Below are 20,460 nucleotides of genomic sequence, written 5' to 3' on the forward strand. Positions count from 1 at the left end.
CCGCTGCCGGGGCCGCGCCCGCTCCCGAGACCGCGCCCGTCGCCCAGTCCACGCCCGATCCCACGCCAGTTCCGGAGTCCGCGTCCGTGCCGCATCCCCCGACCGACCCGCCGCCCGTGTCCGAGCCCGAGCCCGAGCCCGTGTCCGAGCCTGAGGCCGTATCCGAGTCCGTATCCGAAGCCGGGCCCGTGTCCGAGAGCGCGCCCGTACCCGGGCCGCGGTCCGAGTCCGGTCCCGGTCCCGACGTCGAACCCGCGCCGGACGTCGATCCCGCACACGATCCCGATCCCGCGCCCGACGTCGTGCCCGCCCCCGTACCCGCTGGCGGGCAGAAGGCCCCCCGGACGAGGTCCGGCTTCCGGCCGCGCGAGAAGGGCCGGATCACGGTCCAGGGCGCGTTCAACCTCGTGCTCGGCGGGATGACGCTGCTCGTCCTCGTCTTCGCGGTGATCGGCGCGCAACTGCTCGCGCACACCACGTCCATCTCCGACCACCTGGCGAACCGGGTGCAGCCCGCGCGGGTGGAGGGGGTGCGGTTGCAGACCGCGCTGCTGGACCAGGAGACCGGCGTGCGCGGCTATGTGCTCACCCATTCGACGGAATTCCTCCAGCCCTACACCGAGGGCCTCGCGGACCAGAAGGCGATCACCGCCAGGCTGCGCCCGCTGATCAGCGGCAACAAGCGCGCCTCCGCCGACCTGCTGGCGCTGGAGGAGGCGGCCGACCGCTGGCGCACCACGTACGCGCTGCCGCTCATCGAGCACGCCCGCGAGGGCCTGCCCACCTCCGCCGACACCTCGCTGCTGGACAGCAGCAAGCGGGGCTTCGACACCGTACGCACCCAGTTCACGATCCAGGACACGCACCTGAAGGAGGACCGGCAGCACAGCCAGGATCAGTTGCGGAGCGTGCGCAACGAACGCGACGCGGTGTTCCTGGCGATGCTGGCCTGCTTCCTGGTCGCCATGGGCTTCCTGGCGCTGCTCCTGCGCCGGATCGTCGGCCTGCCGCTGGGGCGGCTGCGCGACGACGCGCTGCGGGTCGCGGGCGGCGACTTCGACACCGGGATCGAGCCCAGCGGCCCGGCCGATCTGCGGGTGCTGGCCGAGGCCGTGGAGGCGATGCGCAGCGGTATCGCGGGCGCGCTGGCCGAGGCGCACGGCCAGCGCGGACTGCTGGCCGCCCAGGCGGCGGAGCTGACCGAGCAGGCCGAGGAACTGCGCCGCTCCAACGCCGAGTTGGAGCAGTTCGCCTATGTCGCCTCGCACGACCTCCAGGAGCCGCTGCGCAAGGTCGCGTCTTTCTGCCAGCTCCTGGAGAAGCGCTACCGGCACGCGCTGGACGAACGCGGCGTGCAGTACATCGACTTCGCGGTCGACGGCGCCAAGCGCATGCAGATCCTCATCAACGACCTGCTGGCCTTCTCGCGGGTGGGCCGGGCGCAGGACGACCACCGGCCGGTCCAGTTGGAGAGCACGCTCGATCAGGCGCTGTACAACCTCGCGGACCGGCTGGAGGAGTCCGGGGCGCGCGTCGAGCGGCCCGCCGTGCTGCCGGACACCGTCGGCGACGCGACGCTGCTGGCCCTGGTCTGGCAGAACCTGATCGGGAACGCGATCAAGTTCCGTTCCCCCGACCGGCCGCCGGTGATCACGGTGGAGTCGGGAACCGCCCCCGACGGCACGCTCGTCTTCAGCGTCACCGACAACGGCATCGGCATCCAGGAGGAGTTCAGCGAGAAGGTCTTCGTGCTCTTCCAGCGGCTGCACAGCCGCAACACCTACGAGGGCACCGGCATCGGCCTCGCCATGTGCCGGAAGATCATCGAGCACCACGGCGGGCGCATTTCGGTGGACAACGAGTACACCGGCGGCACCCGCATCCGTTTCACGCTGTCCGCCGGGGCAGAAGAATCACCTGACCAGGCGGCGGCGCCTGGCATCGAGGGAGCAGAGGGAGCACCGCGCGTATGAGTCAACCCGTACAGCCGATCGAGGTCCTGCTGGTCGAGGACGACGCGGGCGACGAGCTGATGACCCGGGAGGCGTTCGCCGACAACAGGATCGGCAACACCCTGCACGTGGTCCGCGACGGCGAGGAGGCGCTGGACTTCCTCTATCGGCGCGGCGCCCACCAGGACGCGGTGCGGCCCGACTTGATCCTGCTCGACCTCAACCTGCCGAAGTACGACGGGCGTCAGGTGCTCGAGGTGATCAAGGGCGACCGGGACCTGGTTATGATCCCGGTGGTGGTGCTCACCACGTCCGCCACCGAGGAGGACATCCTCCGCAGCTACAAACTGCACGCGAACGCGTATGTCACCAAGCCCGTCGACGTGGAGCAGTTCATCAGCGCGGTGCGGCAGATCGACGACTTCTTCCTGTCGGTGGTACGGCTGCCCGGCCGCTGAGCGGGCGGCGTCCGCGTACGGTCCGTACGGCTCCGCGCGTGCCCCCGCACGTCCACCTGTCCGTCTCGCAGCGCGTCTGTCAGTACGGCCAGATCGGCGGGTCCGTGCAGAACGGGCCGCCGAGGTTGGCGTGCGCGGGATTGTCCGGGTCCAGCTCGCCCTGCTCCGCGATGAGCTTCGCGGCGAACGGCTCCGAGTCGTCCCGCGGTTCGTACCCGAGCGCGCGGGCACCCGAAAGGTCCCACCACAGGCGGGTGTTGGCAGAGCTTCCGTAGACGACGGTGTGCCCCGTGGTCCCGGCGCTGAGCGCGGCGTGGAAGAGCCGGGCGCCGTCGGCCGGGCTCATCCAGACCGACAGCATGCGCACCGACGTGGGTTCGGGGAAGCAGGAGCCGATGCGTACGGAGACGGTGTCGATGCCGTGCAGGTCCGCGTAGAGCTGCGCCAGGTCCTCGCCGAAGCACTTGGAGAGCCCGTAGTAGGTGTCGGGGCGGCGCGGGGTGGTGATCGGGATCAGCCCCTCGTCCGGCACCGGGGAGCCCTGCGGCCGCGGGGTGAAGCCGACGGCGTGGTTGCTGGAGGCGAAGACGATCCGGCGGACGTTCTCCTCGCGGGCGGCCTCGTAGAGGTGGTAGGTGCCCTCGATGTTGCCGCGCAGGATCTTGTCGAAGGAGGACTCCAGTGAGATCCCGGCGAGGTGCATGATCGCGTCGACGCCGCGCACCGCCTCGCGCAGCGCGTCCCGGTCGGACAGGTCCGCGGTGATCACCCGCGCGCCGTCGGGCGCTCCCTCGACCGGGCGGACGTCGAACAGCCGCAGGTCGTATCCGTACGACGGCAGCAGGCCGCGCATGAGGGTGCCGAGGCCGCCTGCGGCGCCGGTGAGCAGGACGGTGCGGGGAGCGGGCATACGGGGTCTCCGTGTCTGGCGGGGGCTTCGCTGACCTTAGGGGTCACTGTAGACGGCTGACGTCCGCCGTGGGTATGTCCATGGATGACGTTCAGGTATATGGACATTTCTTGGCGGTGGATGCGGGCGGCGCAGGGGCTCTCGGAGGTGCCCGTCGGCTTGACCCGCCCAGGTCGCCTCACCTAGCGTGGCAGCGTTCATGAATATAGACATGGATCAGATGAGCGCACAGACCTCAGGGGGAACCCGATGACCTCACCCGCCCTCGCCGAGCGCCTCGACGGCCTGCTGTTCTTCCCCGTGACGGCCTTCGGCCCGGACGGCGGTCTCGACCTCGACGCGTTCCGCGCGCATGTGCGCGCCGGGGTGGAGGCGGGCGCCGCCGCCGTCTTCGCGTGCTGCGGCACGGGCGAGTTCCACGCGCTGTCCCCCGAGGAGTTCCGCGCGTGCGTCGCGGCGGCGGTGGACGAGGTCGCGGGGCGGGTGCCGGTGGTGGCCGGGGCCGGATACGGGACCGCGCTCGCCGTCCAGTACGCCCGGCTCGCCGAGGAGGCGGGCGCCGACGGCCTGCTCGCCATGCCGCCCTACCTCGTCGTCCCCGGTCAGGAGGGCATGCTGCGGCATTACGCGGCGCTCGCGGCGGGCACCGGCCTCGATGTCATCGTGTACCAGCGCGACAACGCTGTCTTCACCCCCGAGACGGTCGTCGAACTCGCCAAGGTGCCCAACATCATCGGCCTCAAGGACGGCCTCGGCGACCTCGACCTGATGCAGCGGATCATCAGCGCGGTCCGCACCGAACTCCCCGGCCAGGACTTCCTCTACTTCAACGGCCTGCCCACCGCGGAACTCACCGGCCTCGCCTACCGCGGCATCGGCGTACTGCTCTACTCCTCCGCGGTCTTCGCCTTCTCGCCGGAGATCGCCCTCGCTTTCCACAAGGCGCTCACCACCGGCGACGACGCCACCGTCAACAAGCTGATCGACGGCTTCTACCGCCCGCTGGTCAACCTCCGCAACCAGGGCCGGGGTTACGCCGTCTCGCTGGTCAAGGCGGGGGTACGGATGCGCGGCCTGGACGTCGGCGAGGTCCGCCCGCCGCTGTCGGAGCCGTCCGCCGCGCACGTCAAGGAACTGGCCGACCTCATCGAGCAGGGCCTCGCGCTGCTCGGCGACCGCTGAACGGGCCCCGGACATGCCGACCATGAGGACCTCCGCCTTCGTCTACCCCTGGGACGTCGTCGGCGACCCCGAGGCGGCCGAACGGATCGCCGCCCTCGGCGTCCAGCAGGTCACCCTCGCCTCCGCCTACCACTCCACCCGCGCGCTGACCCCCCGTCACCCCCGGCACCGGATCGTCACCGCGGAACACTCCGCCGTGCTCTATCCGCCCGACGAACAGCGCTGGAAGGGAAGGGAGTTGCGGCCCTACCCGGCCGGGAGCTGGGCGAGGGGCGAGGCCGGGGACAGGGCCGGGGTCGGGGTCGGGGATTTCGACGCGGACGGCGGCGGGGACGCCTTCGGTACGGCGGCCCGCGCGCTGGCCGCCGCCGGGCTCGACGTCCACACCTGGGTCGTGCTCGCCCACAACTCCCGCCTCGGCGCCGAGCATCCGGCCACCTCGGTGGTCAACGCCTACGGCGACCGCTACCCGTGGGCGCCCTGCATCGCCCAACCCGCCGTCCGTACCTACCTGGTGGACCTCGCGGCGGAGGCCGCCGTACGCCCCGGCGCGGGCGGCACCGAACTGGAGTCCCTGGGCTGGTACGGCCTCGCCCACCTGCACGCCCACGACAAGATCGCCGGGGTGCCGCTCGGCGACGCCGCCCAGTACCTGATGTCGCTGTGCTTCTGCGCGCACTGCCGGGACGGCTACGCCGGGCTCGGCGCCGATCCCGCCGACGTGGCCGCCGCCGTCCGCGGCGCGCTGGCACCCGTCTTGGAGGGGGACGCCCCGGGCGACGACGCCGCCGGGCTCCCGGCGATCGAGAAGCTGCTCGGCGCGGAGTTGACGGCGCTCACCCTCACCTGGCGTACGGAGACGGCCGGTTCGCTCCAGGAGCGGGCCGTGGCCGCCGTACGAGCCGCCGCCGCGCCCGGGTTCCAGGTGCTGATGCACGCCGACCCGGCGCCGTACCGCTGCGGCGCCAACGCGGGCGTGGAACCGGCCCGCGTCCTGGCCCACACGGACGGGCTCGTCCTGCCCTGCGCCGGCGGTCCGGCCGCCCGCGAGGCGATGCTGACCCCGCTCGCGCCGCACCGCCGCGAAGGCACCGTACTGGCGGCGAACCTCACCGTCGTCTCCGGCATGGGCGGCAGCCCCGGCACGCTCGCCGAGGACGCCGCGCACGCCGCCGCGCTCGGCGCCACCGAACTGCGCCTGTACCACGCGGGCCTGGCCTCGGCCGCCGACCTGAGGGCCGTACGGTCGGCGCTTGCCTGAGGCGCGGAGCCTTCGCGGGCGCGCTGACGGCACGCGCCGACGACGGGCCCGCGCGGCGCGCGCACGCCGTGGGCGGGCGGCAGCACGAGACGTGCCGGGGCGCGGCGATCATGGGGGTACCGCCGCGCCCCGGAGCGTCACCCTCAGGTGAGGCGGGAGGGCTGTGCGTACTCAAGTCGCCACCGGGGCACCGGAGGTTGCCGCGTATGACGCGAATATTTCCGGCGGGCTACGGGAGCCGTCCGGTCAGAATCCGCCGTCGACCGACGACGTGCCGTCGGGCCCGGTCCAGCGGGCGGTGTACGTGTCGCCGCCGGTGGCGCGGGCGCCCGCGGCGTGGTTGAACTGGCCCGAGAACGTGTACGTGCCGGGCGCCAGCGTGTTGTCCGCGTCGAGCGTCCAGCGGTAGACCAGCTCCGCGCCCTCCACGGTCACCGTGGGGTTCGTGCCGCCCGAGACGGAGGTCCACGAACCGGTGCTGCTGACGCCTTCGGTGCGGGCCACGCGCAGTTCGACGCTGAGCGACGTGAGCGGCTTGCCGGTGGTCAGCACCACATCGCTCTGCGTCCAGTAGTTGTTGCTCGCGCTGTCCACCGAACCCCGCGCGGTCAGCGTGCCGTTCCGCGCGGTCTCGACCGAGCCCGGCGCGCCGCCGTCGATGCCCGAGGTGGTGGCCGCCGACGACGGGGGAGCGCCGGTGGGGGAGGACGCGCCGCCGGACGGCGTGCCCGTGGGACGCGTACCGCCGGTACCGCCGTGGTGGCCGGTCGGGTGCGACGGCGCGGACGGTGAACGGGGCTGCGCGGCCGGGGAGTCGGTGCCGACCGGCCTGGAGGTCGCGGAGTGCGTGACGCCGGGCCCGCCGGAGGTCACCACGGACTGCGTCGGCTCGCCGTTGCCGGTCACGGCGCCGACCGCGAGCCCGCCGAGGCCGATCGCGCCCGCGACGGCCGCCGTCACCGCGGCGATCCGCATCCACGGCGCCCCGGTCCCGCCGCCGTGCCCGTCGGACCGCCCGCCGGTGCGCGGCGGCTCCGCCATGCCGGGCCCGGCCATGTCGCGTTCCGCCATGCCCTGTTCGACCCGCGCCAGCATCCGCTCCCGGTCCGGCCGGTGGGACCCGGCCGCGTCCCGCAGCCGTTCCGGCAGCTCGGCCCTGTCGGTCCTGTCGGCCATCACACTCCCCGTCCCGTACGAGTACGAGCCGCAGGACCCGCCGCACCCATGATGCGCGCCGCGCCGGGGCCGGCGACGACCGGGCCCGCGGCGCCGGGGACGGCGGGGCCGGGAACAGGGCCCGCACCGCCGGCGGCGCCCGCGCCCGGGACCGTAGCGGCACCCGGCGCCGCACCGGCACTTGGCACCGCCCGCACCCCGTCGCCCGCGGCCGGGTCGGGCTCGGCGCCGCCCGTCCGCGGCGCCAGCAGCCGCTCCAACTCCGCGACGCCGCGCGACGTCTGGCTCTTCACCGTACCCACCGAGATGCCGAGCACCGCCGCCGTGTCCCGCTCCGACAGGTCGAACGCGTGCCGCAGCACCACGCACGCCCGCTTGCGGAACGGCAGCCGCTGCAACGCCTCGCGCACGTCGAGCACCGCCGGTACGTCGGGACCGTCGGTCCGGTCCTGCGGCTGCGACCAGAACAGCGCGATCCGCCGCCGCTCCCGTACCGCGCTGCGAATGCGCGAGCGGGCCAGATTCGTCACCACACCGCGGGCGTACGCCACCGGGTGGTCGGCCGCCCGCACCCGGTCCCAGTGCCGCCACATGGCGACCAGGGCGTCGGCCGCGAGATCGTCGGCCGCGTCCGCCTCACCGGTCAACAGGTGTGCCAGACGCGCCAGTTCCGCGTAGTGCTGCTCGAAGAACGCGTGGAAATCAGCGGCGGCGTCGGCGTCGTCGCCGATGGCTGTGCCCACGGTCACCTCTTCCTGCCCGGACCTCCCCGCCACGGCGCGGCGTGAGCGTAGCAGCGGTGGAAGGCCATGGGCAGAGGTCGGGAAACAGCACTTCGGCGACGGGCGGCGAACCCCGGATCAGCAGGCCGCCTGACGGCTCGTCACGTCAGGGCGCAGCGCTGCACCCGGGTGACGATCTCCAGGTCGAAGGGGCCGCCGGAGGTCTCGGGACGGGACGTCAGGTAGTCCCTGATCCGCCCCACCAGCGCCTCGCGCTCGGCGGGTTCGAGCACCAGGACGTGGGAGTGGGTGGCGACGGTGGCCAGCAGCGAGTCGACCGTCTGCGGCTGCCGGTGCGGGAACTCGCCGTGTTCGACGGGTGTGAAGCCGGTGTGCCGGTCGATGCCCTTGCCCGGCCGCCAGTCGAGGTACGACACCCGGCTCGCCGTCACCTTGTTGAGCCCGGCGATCCACTCCACCCGGTCGTCGTCGGTGTTCCACAGCGCGCCCAGCGTGCCGCCGGGCCGCAGCACCCGCGCGATCTCCGGCATCGCCCGCTCCTGGTCGAACCAGTGGAACGCCTGCCCCACCACGACCGCGTCCACCGAGGCGTCCGCCAGCGGGATCTCCTCCGCGCCGCCCGCCAGCACCGTCACCGACGGCAGCAGCCGCTCCAACTCCGCGCGCATGGCGGGGTCCGGCTCCACGGCGGAGACCCGGTGGCGGAGCGCCACCAGCGACTGGCTCAGCTTGCCGGTGCCCGCGCCGAGGTCCAGCACGTCGAGCGTGCCGCGCTCGTCGTCGGTCGCGTGCAGCGCCCACCGCACGCCCGCCACCGGGTAGTCGGGCCGGTGCGCGGCATAGGCGGCGGCCTCGGTTCCGAAGGAGGAGGCCCGGCGGGCGAACATCTGGGTATCGGATTCGCGCATGCCACCGACCCTACGACGGCGGCCGTACGACCGTCAGAGGCGGCGCGTGGCGAGCAGCAGCCGGTCCCGCGCGTCGAAGAGCGTGTCCTTGATCATCTGCTCGTGCCCCGGCGTCAGCCGGGCCACCGGCACCGAGCAGCTCACCGCGTCCCGCGCGGGCGTGCGGTACGGGATCGCGATCCCGAAGCAGCGCAGCCCGAGGGTGTTCTCCTCGCGGTCGACGGAGTAGCCCTGTTCGCGGATCTGGGCCAGCTCCTCGATCAGCTTCTCGCGGTCGGTGTGGGTGTGCTCGGTCAGCGGCTCCAGCGTCTCCGGCAGCAGCTTGCGCACCTGCTCGTCGGTGTACGTGGCCAGCAGCGCCTTGCCGAGCGAGGTGGAGTGCGCGGGCAGCCGGCGCCCGACCCGGGTGAACGGCCGCAGGTAGTGCTGCGACTGCCGGGTGGCCAGGTAGACCACGTTGGTGCCGTCGAGGCGCGCGAGGTGGATGGTCTCGCTGGTGTCGTCGGACAGCCGGTCGAGCGTGGGCCGCGCGGCGGCCACCACCTCGTCACCGTCGATGTACGAGGTGCCGACCAGCAGCGCGCGCACGCCGATGCCGTATCGCGTACCGGTGGCGTCCGTCTCGATCCAGCCGAGGTCGACCAGGGTGCGCAGCAGCATGTACAGGCTGGACTTCGGGTACCCCACCGACTCCTGCACGGCGGCCAGGCTGTGCATGCCGGGGCGGCCCGCGAAGAACTCCAGCAGTTCCACCGTGCGGACCGCGGACTTGACCTGGGAACCGGCTCCCTCGGCAACAGCCATCGCGTACGACCCCTCTAAGACGTTCGTGGTGCTCGTTCAGTCGTGCTCGTGTGTGGTGCGTGTTCGTCGTGTCTGTCTGTCGTGCTTGGTTGTCGTGCTTGGTTGTCGTGATGGTGCGTCGTGCGTGTCCGTGCGCGCACCGTGCCCGGTGCCCGCCTTGTCCGGCCGGGCCCGTGGACGTAGGCTCCGGACGATTGGTGATTCATATCTGAAGACGTTGTTCAGTATAGAGAACGATGCCGTCGTGCAGTACGGAAATGTGGAGGTTCTTCCGGTGGCAGTACCAGTCTGGAGCGTCGACCCCCGAACCGGGAAGCAGCGGGAGCAGGTCGCGGTGGAGGCCACGGCCGACGAGGTCGACGCCGCCGTGCGCGCGGCGGCGGCCACCGTTCCCGCGCTCGCCGACCGCAGCGTACGCTCCCGCCTGCTGCGCGGCGCCGCCGGGCTGCTGGAGGACGAGGGCGCGGCGGTCATCGCGGCGGCCGACGCCGAGACCGCGCTCGGGCTGCCCCGCCTCACCGGTGAACTCGCCCGCACCGCCTATCAGTTGCGCGCGTTCGCGGATGTGGTCGACGAGGGCGGCTACCTGGACGTGATCATCGACCACGCCGACCCGGCGGCGCAGCCCGTCCCGCGCCCCGATCTGCGCCGCTACAAGATCCCGCTCGGCGTCGTCGCCGTCTACGCGGCCAGCAACTTCCCGCTCGCCTTCTCCGTACCCGGCGGCGACACCGCCAGCGCGCTCGCGGCCGGGTGCCCGGTCGTGGTCAAGGCGCACCCCGACCACCCCGCCACCTCCGCGCTGTGCGCCGACATCCTGCGCCGCGCCGCCGTCGCCGCGGGCCTGCCCGCCGACACCGTCGTCCTGCTGCACGGCTTCGAGGCCGGGGTCGAGCTGGTCAAGCACCCGCTGGTGGCCGCGGCCGGCTTCACCGGCTCGGTCCCCGGCGGACGCGCCCTCTACGACGCCGCCGCCGCACGGCCGCGCCCGATCCCCTTCCACGGCGAACTGGGCAGCCTCAACCCGGTCGTCGTCACCGAGGCCGCGGCGGCCGAGCGCGCCGAGCAGATCGGCACCGGGCTCGCCGGGTCCTTCACCCTGGGCGTCGGCCAGTTCTGCACCAAGCCGGGCCTCGTCCTGGCCCCCGGCGGCGAGCACGGCGACCGGCTGGTGGCCGCGCTCACCGGCGCCGCCTCGGACGCGGGCCCCGGTGTGCTCCTCGACGCCCGCATGCGCGACAACTTCCTCAAGGGCGTCGCCGCCCGCGCCGCCCTGCCCGGCGTCGAGGCCCCCGTCACCGCGGGCGACGGCGGCGAGCACGCGGTGCGGCCCGGCTTCGTCACCGTCGCCGCGGCCGACCTCACCGAGCAGGGCGCGTACGACCTGCTCCTCGAGGAGTGCTTCGGTCCGCTGACCGTCGTCGTACGGTACGGGTCCGCCGCCGAACTGGCCGCCGTGCTCGACCGGTTGCCGGGCAATCTCACGGCGACCGCGCACCTCGGCACGGAGGAGGCCGGGCAGCCCGGCGGCGAGGCTGCGGCGCTGCTGGCCCGGCTCACCGGCCTGGCCGGGCGCGTCCTGGTCAACGGCTGGCCGACCGGTGTCGCGGTGGCCCCCGCCCAGCACCACGGCGGCCCCTACCCGGCCACCACCTCGACCTCCACCTCCGTCGGCGGCACCGCCATCGAGCGCTGGCTGCGGCCGGTGGCGTACCAGGACACCCCGCCCGCGCTGCTGCCGCCCGAGCTGGCCGACGCCAACCCGCTGGGCGTCCCGCGCCGGGTCGACGGCGTCCTGGTCAGGTGATCCCCGGGGGCGGCCGTACGGTGCCCCAGGCCGGACTGACCCCGAGGTCCCGTCCGGTGCGGCCGGACGGGACCTCGCGACCCGCTCTAGGACGCGTCCGTGAGATGGGCCAGGAGCACGGGGACGTGGCTGTGCTCCGGGTCCTTCACCGCCGTCAGCAGGGTGACGTTCCCGGCGCGCGCCTGCTCGCGCAGCCGCTGGGTGGCGGGGACCTGCTCGGGACCCGCCAACTCGGCCCGGTAGCGCCGCGCGAAGTCCGCGTAGCGGTCCGGGTGGGCGTGGTACCAGGTGCGCAGCTCGGCCGACGGTGTGAGCACCTTGCACCAGTCGTCCACGGCCGCCCGCTCCTTGGACACCCCGCGCGGCCACAGCCGGTCGACCAGGACGCGCAGGCCGTCCCCGGCGTCCACGTCGTCGTAGATCCGCCGCACCCGGAAGCCCGTCGCCGCGCCCGCGTTCTTCGCCATCGCGTCCGCCTCTCCGCTCCGTCTCACCCCTTCCAGTCCACGCCTCCGGCCGCCGTTCCGCCACCGCGCCGGGACCTGGCCGCCTTGTCGGGACCTGGCCACCCGGTCGGTCCTGGGCCACCGGGTCAGGACTCGGCCGGGTGGCCGGGGCGCAGGGCCGCCGCCGTGGCGACGGCGGTGATGGTCAGCAGGGCGGCGGACAGCAGGAGGCAGACGCGCATGCCGGACAGGAAGCGGTCCCGGTCCGCGACCAGCGCGCCGAAGGCGGCCACACTGAGGGCGCCCGCGATCTGGCGGCCCGCGTTGAGCACCCCGGCCGCCAGCCCGGCGCGGTCGGCGGGGGTCGCGTCCAGCAGCGCGGCGGTCAGCGGCGGTACGGCGAGGGCGCCGCCGAGGCCGAGCGGCACCATGACGACCGCGAGCAGTGCGGCCGGGGTGCGGGCGGTGACCGGCAGCAGCACCAACAGCCCGGCGACCATGAGGAGTTGACCGGCGAGCATGGGCAGCCGGGCGCCGATGGGGGCACCTCCCGCCGAAGGCAGGGAGAGGGCGGACAGCCTGCCCGAGACGATGTTGACGGCGGGGATCAGCGCCGTCATGGGCAGGAACATCAGCCCGGCGCCGAGCGGCGACTGGTCGCGCACCTGCTGGAAGAAGAGGCTGAGCACGAAGATCATCCCGTAGAAGGCGAAGCTCAGCGCGGCGCCCACCGCCACACAGACCGCGACCGTACGGTCCCTGAACAGGCCGAGCGGCACCACCGGGTGCGCGCTGCGCGCCTCGATCAGGAAGAAACCGGCGAGGACGGCCACCGCGACGGCCGCCGCCACCAGCCCGAGCCCGCCGCCCTCGATGACCGCGAAGGTCAGCGCGGCCAGCCCCAGCACCGCCGTGAGCTGCCCCGGCACGTCCAGCGGCGCGGGCCTTCGCGGCGAGCGGGGCGTCCGCGCCAGCAGCACGGCGGCGAACAGACCGACCGGCAGGTTGATGAAGAAGATGGCGCGCCAGGACCACGCCGAGGTGAGGGCGCCGCCCGCGACGGGCCCGAGCGCCACGGCCGAGGCGCCGCCCGCCGCCCACAGGGCGATGGCGCGGGCCCTGCCGATGCCGCCGGACGCCGCGCCGGACGGATGCGGGGTGGTCCCGGCGTCCGGATACGCCTGCCGCACCAGGGCGAGCGAGGCGGGCAGCATCACCGAGGCGGCCGTGCCCTGCACCACGCGGGTGCCGATCAGTACGCCGAGGCCGGGCGCGAGACCGCACGCGGCCGACGCGGCGGTGAAGACCGCCATGCCCGCGCCGAAGGCGCGCCCGGCGCCGATCCGGTCCGACAGCGCCCCTGTGGAGAGCATGAAGGCGGCGAAGACCAGCGTGTAGCCGTCCACGACCCACTGGAGCGCGGCGAGGCCGCCGTGCAGATCGGCGCCGATGGACGGCAGGGCGACGGTCACGACCGAGGCGTCCAGGGTGATCACGAAGAAGCCGAGCAGGGCGGCGGCCAGGGTGCGGCCGGGCGAGCGTGCGGGCGCGGACGCGTGCGTGGGCGCGGGTGCGGCGACGGGTTTCCGGGCGGCGGGCGTGGCCGCACAGTCCGGACCGGAGAGACGCGGAGACATGCGATCAGCGTGGCGGCGGCCGTCGCCGTACAGTAGTGGCCTGAATGCCACGGTCCCGGAGGTTCTGGCCATGCCCTTCACGTGTCCCCGCCCGCACCGGGTCGCGGTGATCGCCGCGCGGCCGGTGTCGATGTTCAACCTGGCCGTGCCGGAGATGCTGTTCGGCAAGGTCCGGGTGGACGGCGGGCCCGGCTACGAGGTGGAGTTGTGCACGCCTGACCCCGGCAGCGTCGGGACCAGCGGCGGGGCCGAGCTGGTGATCGGGCAGGGGCTCGACGCGGTGGAGCGAGCCGACACGGTGGTCGTGGCCGGGACCGGGTCGCGGGAGGACCCGGACGCGCGTGTCGTGGCCGTCCTGCGGCAGGCCGCGCGGGCGGGCAAGCGCGTGGCCTCCATCTGCACGGGCGCCTTCCTGCTCGCCGAGGCCGGACTGCTCGACGGCCGCCAGGCCACCACGTACTGGGAGTACACCGGCCAACTCGCCGCGCGCTACCCGGCGGTGGTCATGGAGCCCGACGTGCTCTTCGTCCAGGACGGCCAGATGCTGACGTCCTCCGGGTACGCGGCGGGCATCGACCTGTGCCTGCACATCATCCGCACCGACTACGGCGCGGCCGTCGCCAACACGGTGGCCCGGCTCGCGCTGGTCGCGCCCGTACGGCACGGCGGGCAGGCGCAGTTCACGGACACACCGCTGCCCGCGGAGACCGGCACGTCGCTCGCCGCGACCCGCGCCTGGGCGATGACCCGGCTCGACGCGCCGCTCACCCTCACCGACCTCGCCCGGCACGCGGCCGTCAGCGTCCGCACCCTCAGCCGCCGCTTCCACGCCGAGACCGGACTCAGCCCGCTCCAGTGGCTGCTGCACCAACGCGTCGAGCGGGCCAAGGAGTTGCTGGAGACCACGACCCTGCCCGTCGACCAGGTCGCCCGCGCCAGCGGCCTCGGCACCGCCGACTCGCTGCGGCAGCACCTGCTGCGCAGGGCGGGGCTGACGCCGAGCGACTACCGCGCGACGTTCACCCGCCTGACGACGGCCTGACCTCTGGTCGGTGGGCGGCGGCGCGTCCGGCGGCGGCGGCCTTCGCCGGTCCGGGCCGTACGACCGGACGACCGGCGACCGTAGGACCCGCGACCGCCCGGTGCCTCGTACAGTGCCGTGCATGGGTGAACGCGACGTGCTGCACATCAAGGGACGGGTGCTGGTCGGGCCCGACGAGGTCAGGGACGAGCTGTGGGTGATCGGCGGGCGGATCAGCTACGACCGCCCGGCCGCGGCTCCGGCCGCGACCGTCACCGGCTGGACCCTGCCGGGACTGGTCGACGCGCACTGCCACGTGGGACTCGACGCGCACGGCGCCGTCGACCGCGACACCGCGGAGAAGCAGGCGCTCACCGACCGGGAGGCCGGCGCGCTGCTGCTGCGCGACGCGGGCTCGCCGAGCGACACCCGCTGGACCGACGACCGCGCCGACCTGCCGAAGATCATCAGGGCGGGCCGCCACATCGCCCGCACCCGCCGGTACATCCGCAACTACGCCCACGAGATCGAGCCCGGCGACCTGACCGCGTACGTACGCCGCGAGGCGCGCCGCGGCGACGGCTGGGTGAAACTGGTCGGCGACTGGATCGACCGGGAGGCGGGCGACCTCGCCGCGTGCTGGCCGAAGGACGCGCTCACCGAGGCCATCGCCGCCGCGCACGAGGAAGGCGCCCGCGTCACCGCGCACTGCTTCGCCGAGGACTCGCTCGCCGACCTCGTCGCCGCGGGCATCGACTGCGTCGAGCACGCCACCGGCCTCACCGAGGACACCATCCCGCTCTTCGCGGAACACGGCGTCGCCATCGTCCCCACCCTGGTCAACATCGCCACCTTCCCCGCCCTGGCCGCGGGTGGCGAGGCCAAATTCCCGCGCTGGGCCGACCACTTGCGACGGCTGCACGCCCGCCGCCACGACACCGTGCGCGCCGCGTACGACGCCGGTATCGCCGTCTACGCCGGTACGGACGCGGGCGGCAGCCTCGCCCACGGCCTGGTCGCCGACGAGGTCGCCGAGCTGGTCGCCGCCGGGCTGCCCGCCAACGCCGCTCTCTCCGCCGCCACGTGGGGTGCCCGCCAATGGCTGGGCCGCGAAGGGCTCACCGAGGGCGCGCCCGCCGACCTGGTGGTCTACGAGAGCGATCCGCGCGCGGACGTGCGGGTGCTGGCGGCGCCGCGGCGGATCGTGCTGCGCGGCACGGTCGTCGCCTGACGGCCCTTCAGGGTCCCTCGGGGTCTTTTCGCGGTCCAGCCGTCCCGCCGCCGCGCGCATACGGTCGCGCCACCACCTCCACCCCCATGCCCCGCCCGTGTGGCCCCGCCGCCGCGCGCATACGGTCGCGCCGCGCCGCTCGCCGCCTCCCGTGTACGCCACGGCCGTTCGACGTGCGAGGACGCGTGTTGACCCACCGTGACGTACGGGAGCCGGGACGCGTTAGGCATCTTCGCGCACGCCCGGCGCGTCAACCGAGGTGAGGGGTGTCATCCCGTGGTCCGGGTGACGCGGGGGAACGGTCGTGCGGCGAGATTCGAAGAAGCTCACGGAAACCACCCTTATGGGTGAACTGACGCCGTGTGCCCGCCAGTTCACCCTCAGTGCGTAAACATTGCCGGGTCGAGGTCCCCGGCGGCTGTCCCCAACGGTCGTGCGCCGGGGACTCCATGCCACTTGTGGGGGTTTTCCACCGTGTATCGCACCATCAACGTCAGCCTGCCCGCACGCCGTTCGGCCGCCGCCATCGGCGCCGCCGTCGCCCTCGCCGCGGGCACCCTCGCCGTAGCGCCGGGCGCGCAGGCGACCCCCGCGCCCTCGGGCGGCGGCACGTCCACCGCGACCGTGCTGCGAGCGGGCCTCGACGTATCGCTGCTGAACAAGACCGTGGACGTCCCGGTGAATGTCTCGCTCAACGATGTGAAGGCGCCCGCCGACGCGAAGGAGACCGCGCTGACCGTGAAGGTCGGCAGCGGTGTCGAGCAGGGTCGCGAGATCAACATCCTGCGGGCCGACGTCGCGACGGCGAACGCGACCGCCGACCGTTACAAGGCGGAGGGCTACGCCAACGTGGCCAAGGCGGAGGTCCATGTCCCCGGACTACCGCTGCTCTCGCTGATCAAGCTGGACGCCGTCACGTCCAAGGCGACCTGCCAGGTGGGCCGCAAGCCCACCGCCAGTTCGAAGCTGGTCGGGGTGACGATCCTCGGCAGGACCATCTCGCTCAACGCGGTCGGCACCACCGACGTCCACGTCGGCGGGGTCGGTGAGGTCAGCCTCCAGCTCACCAACACCGTGACCACCTCCCGTACTGCCGCCGCCACCGCCCTCCAACTGAAGGTCCACATCAACCCGTTGAACCTCGGAGTCGCCGAGGTCACCGGTGACGTCACGCTGGCGCAGGCCACCTGCCGTACGCCCCGGGCAGGCGGCTCGACCGGGGGGTCGACGTCGGGCGGCAACTCCGGCGGTTCCACGAACGGCGGCTCGACGAACGGCGGCTCGACGAACGGCGGTTCGGCGAACGGGGGGTCCACCAACGGCGGCTCGACCAGCGGTTCCACGGGCGGCCACTCCACCGGCGGCTCCACCTCCGGCTCGTCCAACGGCGGTTCCGGCAACGGCGGTTCCAGCGGTACGTCCGGCTCCGCGGGCACCTCGGGCGGCTCCACCTCCGGCTCCGGCGGCAGCGACACCCACCCGCAGACCGGCACCGACACCTCGGTGAACACCGGCAACCTGGCCGAGACCGGCGCCAGTTCCTCCACGCCGTACATGGCGTACGGCGCCATCGGCCTGATCGCGGTGGGCGGCGGCGCCTTCCTGCTCACCAACCGCCGCCGCAAGGCCGCCGCTTCGCGCGGCGAGTAGTCGGGCCCACCGGGGGGATCGGGGGAATACAGGGGAGGGCGGCTCCACTCCGGGAGCCGCCCTCTACTCTGTTCCCTACGAACGGCGGCTCGACTACCGTTCGACTTGGGGATGGGCGAACGGGGCGAACGAGTAATGGTCGACGGGCTTTTCGCGGGTCGTTACGAACTGGCGGAGCTGCTCGGCTCCGGCGGAATGGCCCGGGTGCACCGCGCCCGCGACACCCGCATGGGCCGCGCCGTCGCGGTCAAGACGCTCCTGCCCGAACTGGCCAGCGACCCTGACGCGCGCCGCCGGTTCGCCCGCGAGGCGCAGGCCGCGGGAGCGCTCAACCACCCTGGCATCGTCACCGTCCACGACCAGGACGAGGTCCGCACCGACGACGACACCGTGGTGCCGTACCTGGTCATGGAGTACGTGCGGGGCAGCACGCTCGCCCAACTCGTCCGCGAGCAGGTCTGGTTCGCGCCCGAGCGCGCGGCGCGCATCGCCGCCGACGTGCTGGACGCGCTCGCCCACGCGCACAGCCACGGCACCGTCCACCGCGACGTGAAACCCGCCAACGTGATGATCACCACCGAAGGCGCCGTCAAGGTCGCCGACTTCGGCATCGCGCACGTCCTGCACAGCGACGCCCGGCTGACCGCCACCGGCTCGGCGATCGGCACGCCCAGCTACATGTCGCCCGAGCAGATCAACGGCATCGACGTCGACGCCCGCAGCGACGTCTACGCGGTCGGCTGCGTCCTGACCGAACTGCTCACCGGCAGACCGCCGTTCACCGACGGCAACCCGATCAATCTCATGTACTGGCACGTCCACACCCCGCCCCCGGCCCCGTCCGCCCGCAATCCGCGGGTGCCCGAGGAACTGGACGCGCTGGTGCTGGCCGCGCTCGCCAAGGACCCGGCCGAGCGGCCCGAGGGCGCCGCCGCCTTCCGCGACCAACTGCGCGGCTGGCTGGCGGCCACCGGCTCCTCCGCGCTGACCGGACCCGCCGCGGAACCCGCCGACGGCGGCTCGGGCAAGCGCTCGTCGGCGGCCGACCCCCGGGCGACCTTCGGAGTGCCGGGCGCCGGGCTGCCCGCGCTGCCGCCCAAGGCGGACCCGGCCGGAGCCGGCACGCCGCCGCGGGCACCGCGGACCCCCGCCGGGTCGCCGGGCACGCCTTCCCCGTCCGGCGGCACGCCCTCGCCCTCGTCCGGCACCCCCGTACCGTCTTCCGGCACCCCCGCACCGTCCTCGGCCACTCCTTCCCCGTCCGCGGGCCGGGGCTCGTCCGTACCGCCCGCCGCCGCGGGCGACGCGACCCCGCCGCCGCGCGCGGCCGGCTACCTCCAGCCGGAGCACCCCGCGTACCGCGCCCCGCAGCCCCCGGTGCCGCCGCAGTATCTGCCGAGCACCCCGCCGCCGCTCAATGTGGGCAGGCCCGCCGATCCGCCGCGGGGCGGGGCCGGGCGCCGCCGGTGGATGGCGGGCGCGGCCGGGCTCGCGGTCACCGCGGTCGCCGTGACCGTGACGCTCACCTTCGCGCCGTTCGGCGGCAAGAAGCACGGCGACGACAAGCCCACCGACAAGCCGACCGTGCAGAACGCGGCGCTCCGACTCCACGGCGGGAAAGAGGGTTCCGGCTACAGCGGTGGGCTGAACGGGGTGGTCAGACCCTCGACGGCCACCGGCGGCACGCTGAAGCTCATCTCCTCCTACTCCTCGGAGAATCTCCTCGACCCGGCAGCCACCTACGACCAGCCGTCGTGGAATCTCCAGCGCCTGTACCTGCGCAAGCTCGTGGACTACGCGCCCGCGCCCGGCGGCGCGGGCCGCAAGGTCGTCCCCGACCTCGCCACCGACACCGGCCAGGTCAGCTCCGACGGCCGCACCTGGACCTTCCGCCTCAAGGACGGCGTCACCTTCGACAACGGAGCGCCGATCACCTCCAAGGACATCAAGTACGGCATCGAGCGGACCTTCGCCCGCGACGAGTTCCCCGGCGGCCCGACCCACCTCGTGGACCTCCTCGACCAGGGGCAGAACTACCGGGGCCCGTACACCGACAGCGACCCCGGCAGGCTCGGCCTGCGCTCGGTGGCCACACCGGACGACCGCACGATCGTCTTCCGGCTCGCCAAGCCCTACGCGGACTTCCGCTACGTCCTCGCGCTGTCGATCGGCGCGCCCGTCCCGCAGTCCGCCGACACCGGCGGCGGCAAGGACTTCGGGAAGCACCCCGTCGGCAGCGGCCCCTACCGCGTCGCGAGCTATACCTCGGGCACCTCGCTGCACCTGGTCCGCAACACCCACTGGGACCCCAGGACCGACACCGTGCACTCCGCGCTGCCCGACGCGATCGACCTGAAGATCGTCAGCAGTCAGGACGAGGTTGAGACCGATCTGCTCAACGGCAGCGCCGACCTCGACCTGGCCGGCCAGACGGTCAGCGACCAGACCGAGACCAAGATCCTCAACGACCCGGCGCTGAAGGCCAATACGGACCTCGTCTTCAACGGCACCACCCGCTTCCTGAGCCTCCAGACCACGGTGGCGCCCTTCGACCGGTACGAGTGCCGTCGAGCGGTGCAGTACGCGGTGGACAAGTCGGCGGTCCGGGCCGTGCTGGGAGGCCAGTACGACGGCGGTGAGATCGCCAGCACGATGCTGCCGCCGATCACGGACGGCTACAGCACCTCGGCCACGCCTTACGGGACGCAGGGGCCGTACCTGAGCGAGGCCCACCAGCAGCTCAGCCAGTGCGGCAAACCGAACGGCTTCACCGTCACCATGGCGGGAGTCAAGGCGGCGGGGCGGGTCGAGGACGCCATGCAGTCCATCCGCAGTTCCCTCGCCGAAGTCGGCATCACCGTCAAGATCGTCACGCAGGACGCCAGTACCTTCTACGACACGCTGCTGACGCCCAGCAAGCTCAAGAACGCCAAGTGGGGCATCGTGATGACCGGCTGGGCCGCCGACTGGCCCACCGGCGGGGGTTTCCTGCGCTCGCTGATCCAGCCGGGCGGTGTCAACAACTACTCGGGTCTCGACGACAGCGACATCAACAGCCTGGTCGACCAGGCCGACGCCGAACTCGATCCGGCCAAGGCCGCCGCGCTCTGGCAGCAGATCGACGCCAAGCTGATGGGCGAGGGCACCATGGTCCCGCTGATCTACACCCAGCACCTCGTCTACCGCGCCCCCCGCCTCACCAACGTCTACGAGCAGCCGGTCCTCGGCGGCGTCGACCTCACCGCCCTCGGCGTCAAGCAGTAGGCAGGACCGG

15 protein-coding genes and 1 pseudogene are annotated in these 20,460 nt (G+C 73.4%); 9 read left to right on the plus strand and 7 right to left on the minus strand.

The window, feature by feature from the left end:
* Positions 1–188: 188 nt before the first annotated feature.
* Both ACFZBB_RS21395 and ACFZBB_RS21400 read left to right on the plus strand, forming a co-directional pair.
* On the plus strand, positions 189–1,973 hold the full coding sequence (locus tag ACFZBB_RS21395) for an ATP-binding protein (RefSeq protein ID WP_391124533.1): 1,785 nt from the start codon (positions 189–191) through the stop codon (positions 1,971–1,973).
* Complete coding sequence (locus ACFZBB_RS21400) at positions 1,970–2,410, plus strand: response regulator (RefSeq protein WP_391124536.1); 441 nt, start codon at positions 1,970–1,972, stop codon at positions 2,408–2,410. The genes ACFZBB_RS21395 and ACFZBB_RS21400 overlap by 4 nt, the downstream gene beginning before the upstream one ends.
* 79 nt (positions 2,411–2,489) lie before the next feature.
* Here ACFZBB_RS21400 and ACFZBB_RS21405 read toward each other — a convergent pair whose 3' ends face one another.
* Positions 2,490–3,320, minus strand: a complete 831-nt coding sequence (locus tag ACFZBB_RS21405; RefSeq protein ID WP_391124539.1) for an NAD-dependent epimerase/dehydratase family protein — start codon at positions 3,318–3,320, stop codon at positions 2,490–2,492.
* A 249-nt stretch (positions 3,321–3,569) separates the two neighbouring features.
* Between ACFZBB_RS21405 and ACFZBB_RS21410 the strand changes: the two genes are divergently transcribed.
* Together ACFZBB_RS21410 and ACFZBB_RS21415 are read left to right on the plus strand one after the other, a co-directional pair.
* A complete protein-coding gene (locus ACFZBB_RS21410) occupies positions 3,570–4,502 on the plus strand; it encodes a 5-dehydro-4-deoxyglucarate dehydratase (RefSeq protein ID WP_391124542.1) in 933 nt (310 codons plus the stop codon).
* A 22-nt stretch (positions 4,503–4,524) separates the two neighbouring features.
* Positions 4,525–5,763 carry a hypothetical protein gene (locus ACFZBB_RS21415; RefSeq protein WP_391124747.1) on the plus strand — a complete coding sequence of 413 codons (1,239 nt, stop codon included), beginning with the start codon at positions 4,525–4,527 and terminating at the stop codon, positions 5,761–5,763.
* A gap of 246 nt (positions 5,764–6,009) precedes the next feature.
* On the opposite strand, the gene ACFZBB_RS21420 is transcribed toward ACFZBB_RS21415, so the two are convergent.
* From ACFZBB_RS21420 to ACFZBB_RS21435, 4 genes and pseudogenes are all read right to left on the minus strand, one after another.
* Complete coding sequence (locus ACFZBB_RS21420) at positions 6,010–6,939, minus strand: hypothetical protein (protein WP_391124544.1); 930 nt, start codon at positions 6,937–6,939, stop codon at positions 6,010–6,012.
* A gap of 236 nt (positions 6,940–7,175) precedes the next feature.
* Positions 7,176–7,682, minus strand: a pseudogene (locus tag ACFZBB_RS21425) (SigE family RNA polymerase sigma factor); the annotation flags it as partial.
* A gap of 140 nt (positions 7,683–7,822) precedes the next feature.
* Positions 7,823–8,590, minus strand: a complete 768-nt coding sequence (locus ACFZBB_RS21430; RefSeq protein ID WP_391124547.1) for a methyltransferase domain-containing protein — start codon at positions 8,588–8,590, stop codon at positions 7,823–7,825.
* Between the two features lie 33 nt (positions 8,591–8,623).
* Positions 8,624–9,394 carry an IclR family transcriptional regulator gene (locus ACFZBB_RS21435; RefSeq protein WP_355333788.1) on the minus strand — a complete coding sequence of 257 codons (771 nt, stop codon included), beginning with the start codon at positions 9,392–9,394 and terminating at the stop codon, positions 8,624–8,626.
* Between the two features lie 274 nt (positions 9,395–9,668).
* Between ACFZBB_RS21435 and ACFZBB_RS21440 the strand changes: the two genes are divergently transcribed.
* On the plus strand, positions 9,669–11,201 hold the full coding sequence (locus tag ACFZBB_RS21440) for an aldehyde dehydrogenase family protein (protein WP_391124550.1): 1,533 nt from the start codon (positions 9,669–9,671) through the stop codon (positions 11,199–11,201).
* An 86-nt stretch (positions 11,202–11,287) separates the two neighbouring features.
* On the opposite strand, the gene ACFZBB_RS21445 is transcribed toward ACFZBB_RS21440, so the two are convergent.
* Together ACFZBB_RS21445 and ACFZBB_RS21450 are read right to left on the minus strand one after the other, a co-directional pair.
* On the minus strand, positions 11,288–11,668 hold the full coding sequence (locus tag ACFZBB_RS21445) for a DUF488 family protein (protein WP_391124749.1): 381 nt from the start codon (positions 11,666–11,668) through the stop codon (positions 11,288–11,290).
* A gap of 125 nt (positions 11,669–11,793) precedes the next feature.
* Complete coding sequence (locus ACFZBB_RS21450; RefSeq protein WP_391124553.1) at positions 11,794–13,284, minus strand: MFS transporter; 1,491 nt, start codon at positions 13,282–13,284, stop codon at positions 11,794–11,796.
* Positions 13,285–13,354: 70 nt separating this feature from the next.
* Between ACFZBB_RS21450 and ACFZBB_RS21455 the strand changes: the two genes are divergently transcribed.
* The 4 genes from ACFZBB_RS21455 to ACFZBB_RS21470 all read left to right on the plus strand — a co-directional run bounded on the left by ACFZBB_RS21455 (position 13,355) and on the right by ACFZBB_RS21470 (position 20,450).
* On the plus strand, positions 13,355–14,326 hold the full coding sequence (locus tag ACFZBB_RS21455) for a DJ-1/PfpI family protein (RefSeq protein ID WP_391124555.1): 972 nt from the start codon (positions 13,355–13,357) through the stop codon (positions 14,324–14,326).
* Between the two features lie 121 nt (positions 14,327–14,447).
* On the plus strand, positions 14,448–15,536 hold the full coding sequence (locus tag ACFZBB_RS21460) for an amidohydrolase family protein (protein ID WP_391124558.1): 1,089 nt from the start codon (positions 14,448–14,450) through the stop codon (positions 15,534–15,536).
* Positions 15,537–16,010: 474 nt separating this feature from the next.
* A complete protein-coding gene (locus ACFZBB_RS21465; RefSeq protein WP_391124561.1) occupies positions 16,011–17,186 on the plus strand; it encodes an SCO1860 family LAETG-anchored protein in 1,176 nt (391 codons plus the stop codon).
* Positions 17,187–17,321: 135 nt separating this feature from the next.
* A complete protein-coding gene (locus tag ACFZBB_RS21470) occupies positions 17,322–20,450 on the plus strand; it encodes an ABC transporter substrate-binding protein (RefSeq protein ID WP_391124564.1) in 3,129 nt (1,042 codons plus the stop codon).
* The last annotated feature ends 10 nt before the right edge of the window (positions 20,451–20,460 follow it).

The sequence above is a fragment of the Streptomyces sp. NPDC008139 genome, from assembly GCF_042957025.1.
Taxonomy (GTDB): Bacteria; Actinomycetota; Actinomycetes; order Streptomycetales; family Streptomycetaceae; genus Actinacidiphila.

Coding starts and splice junctions, on each gene's coding strand:
- ACFZBB_RS21400 (WP_391124536.1), top strand. CDS start 1,970: ATGAGTCAACCCGTACAGCCGATCGAGGTCCTGCTGGTCGAGGACGAC.
- ACFZBB_RS21405 (WP_391124539.1), bottom strand. CDS start 3,320: ATGCCCGCTCCCCGCACCGTCCTGCTCACCGGCGCCGCAGGCGGCCTC.
- ACFZBB_RS21410 (WP_391124542.1), top strand. CDS start 3,570: ATGACCTCACCCGCCCTCGCCGAGCGCCTCGACGGCCTGCTGTTCTTC.
- ACFZBB_RS21415 (WP_391124747.1), top strand. CDS start 4,525: ATGAGGACCTCCGCCTTCGTCTACCCCTGGGACGTCGTCGGCGACCCC.
- ACFZBB_RS21420 (WP_391124544.1), bottom strand. CDS start 6,939: ATGGCCGACAGGACCGACAGGGCCGAGCTGCCGGAACGGCTGCGGGAC.
- ACFZBB_RS21430 (WP_391124547.1), bottom strand. CDS start 8,590: ATGCGCGAATCCGATACCCAGATGTTCGCCCGCCGGGCCTCCTCCTTC.
- ACFZBB_RS21435 (WP_355333788.1), bottom strand. CDS start 9,394: ATGGCTGTTGCCGAGGGAGCCGGTTCCCAGGTCAAGTCCGCGGTCCGC.
- ACFZBB_RS21445 (WP_391124749.1), bottom strand. CDS start 11,668: ATGGCGAAGAACGCGGGCGCGGCGACGGGCTTCCGGGTGCGGCGGATC.
- ACFZBB_RS21450 (WP_391124553.1), bottom strand. CDS start 13,284: ATGTCTCCGCGTCTCTCCGGTCCGGACTGTGCGGCCACGCCCGCCGCC.
- ACFZBB_RS21455 (WP_391124555.1), top strand. CDS start 13,355: ATGCCCTTCACGTGTCCCCGCCCGCACCGGGTCGCGGTGATCGCCGCG.
- ACFZBB_RS21460 (WP_391124558.1), top strand. CDS start 14,448: ATGGGTGAACGCGACGTGCTGCACATCAAGGGACGGGTGCTGGTCGGG.
- ACFZBB_RS21470 (WP_391124564.1), top strand. CDS start 17,322: ATGGTCGACGGGCTTTTCGCGGGTCGTTACGAACTGGCGGAGCTGCTC.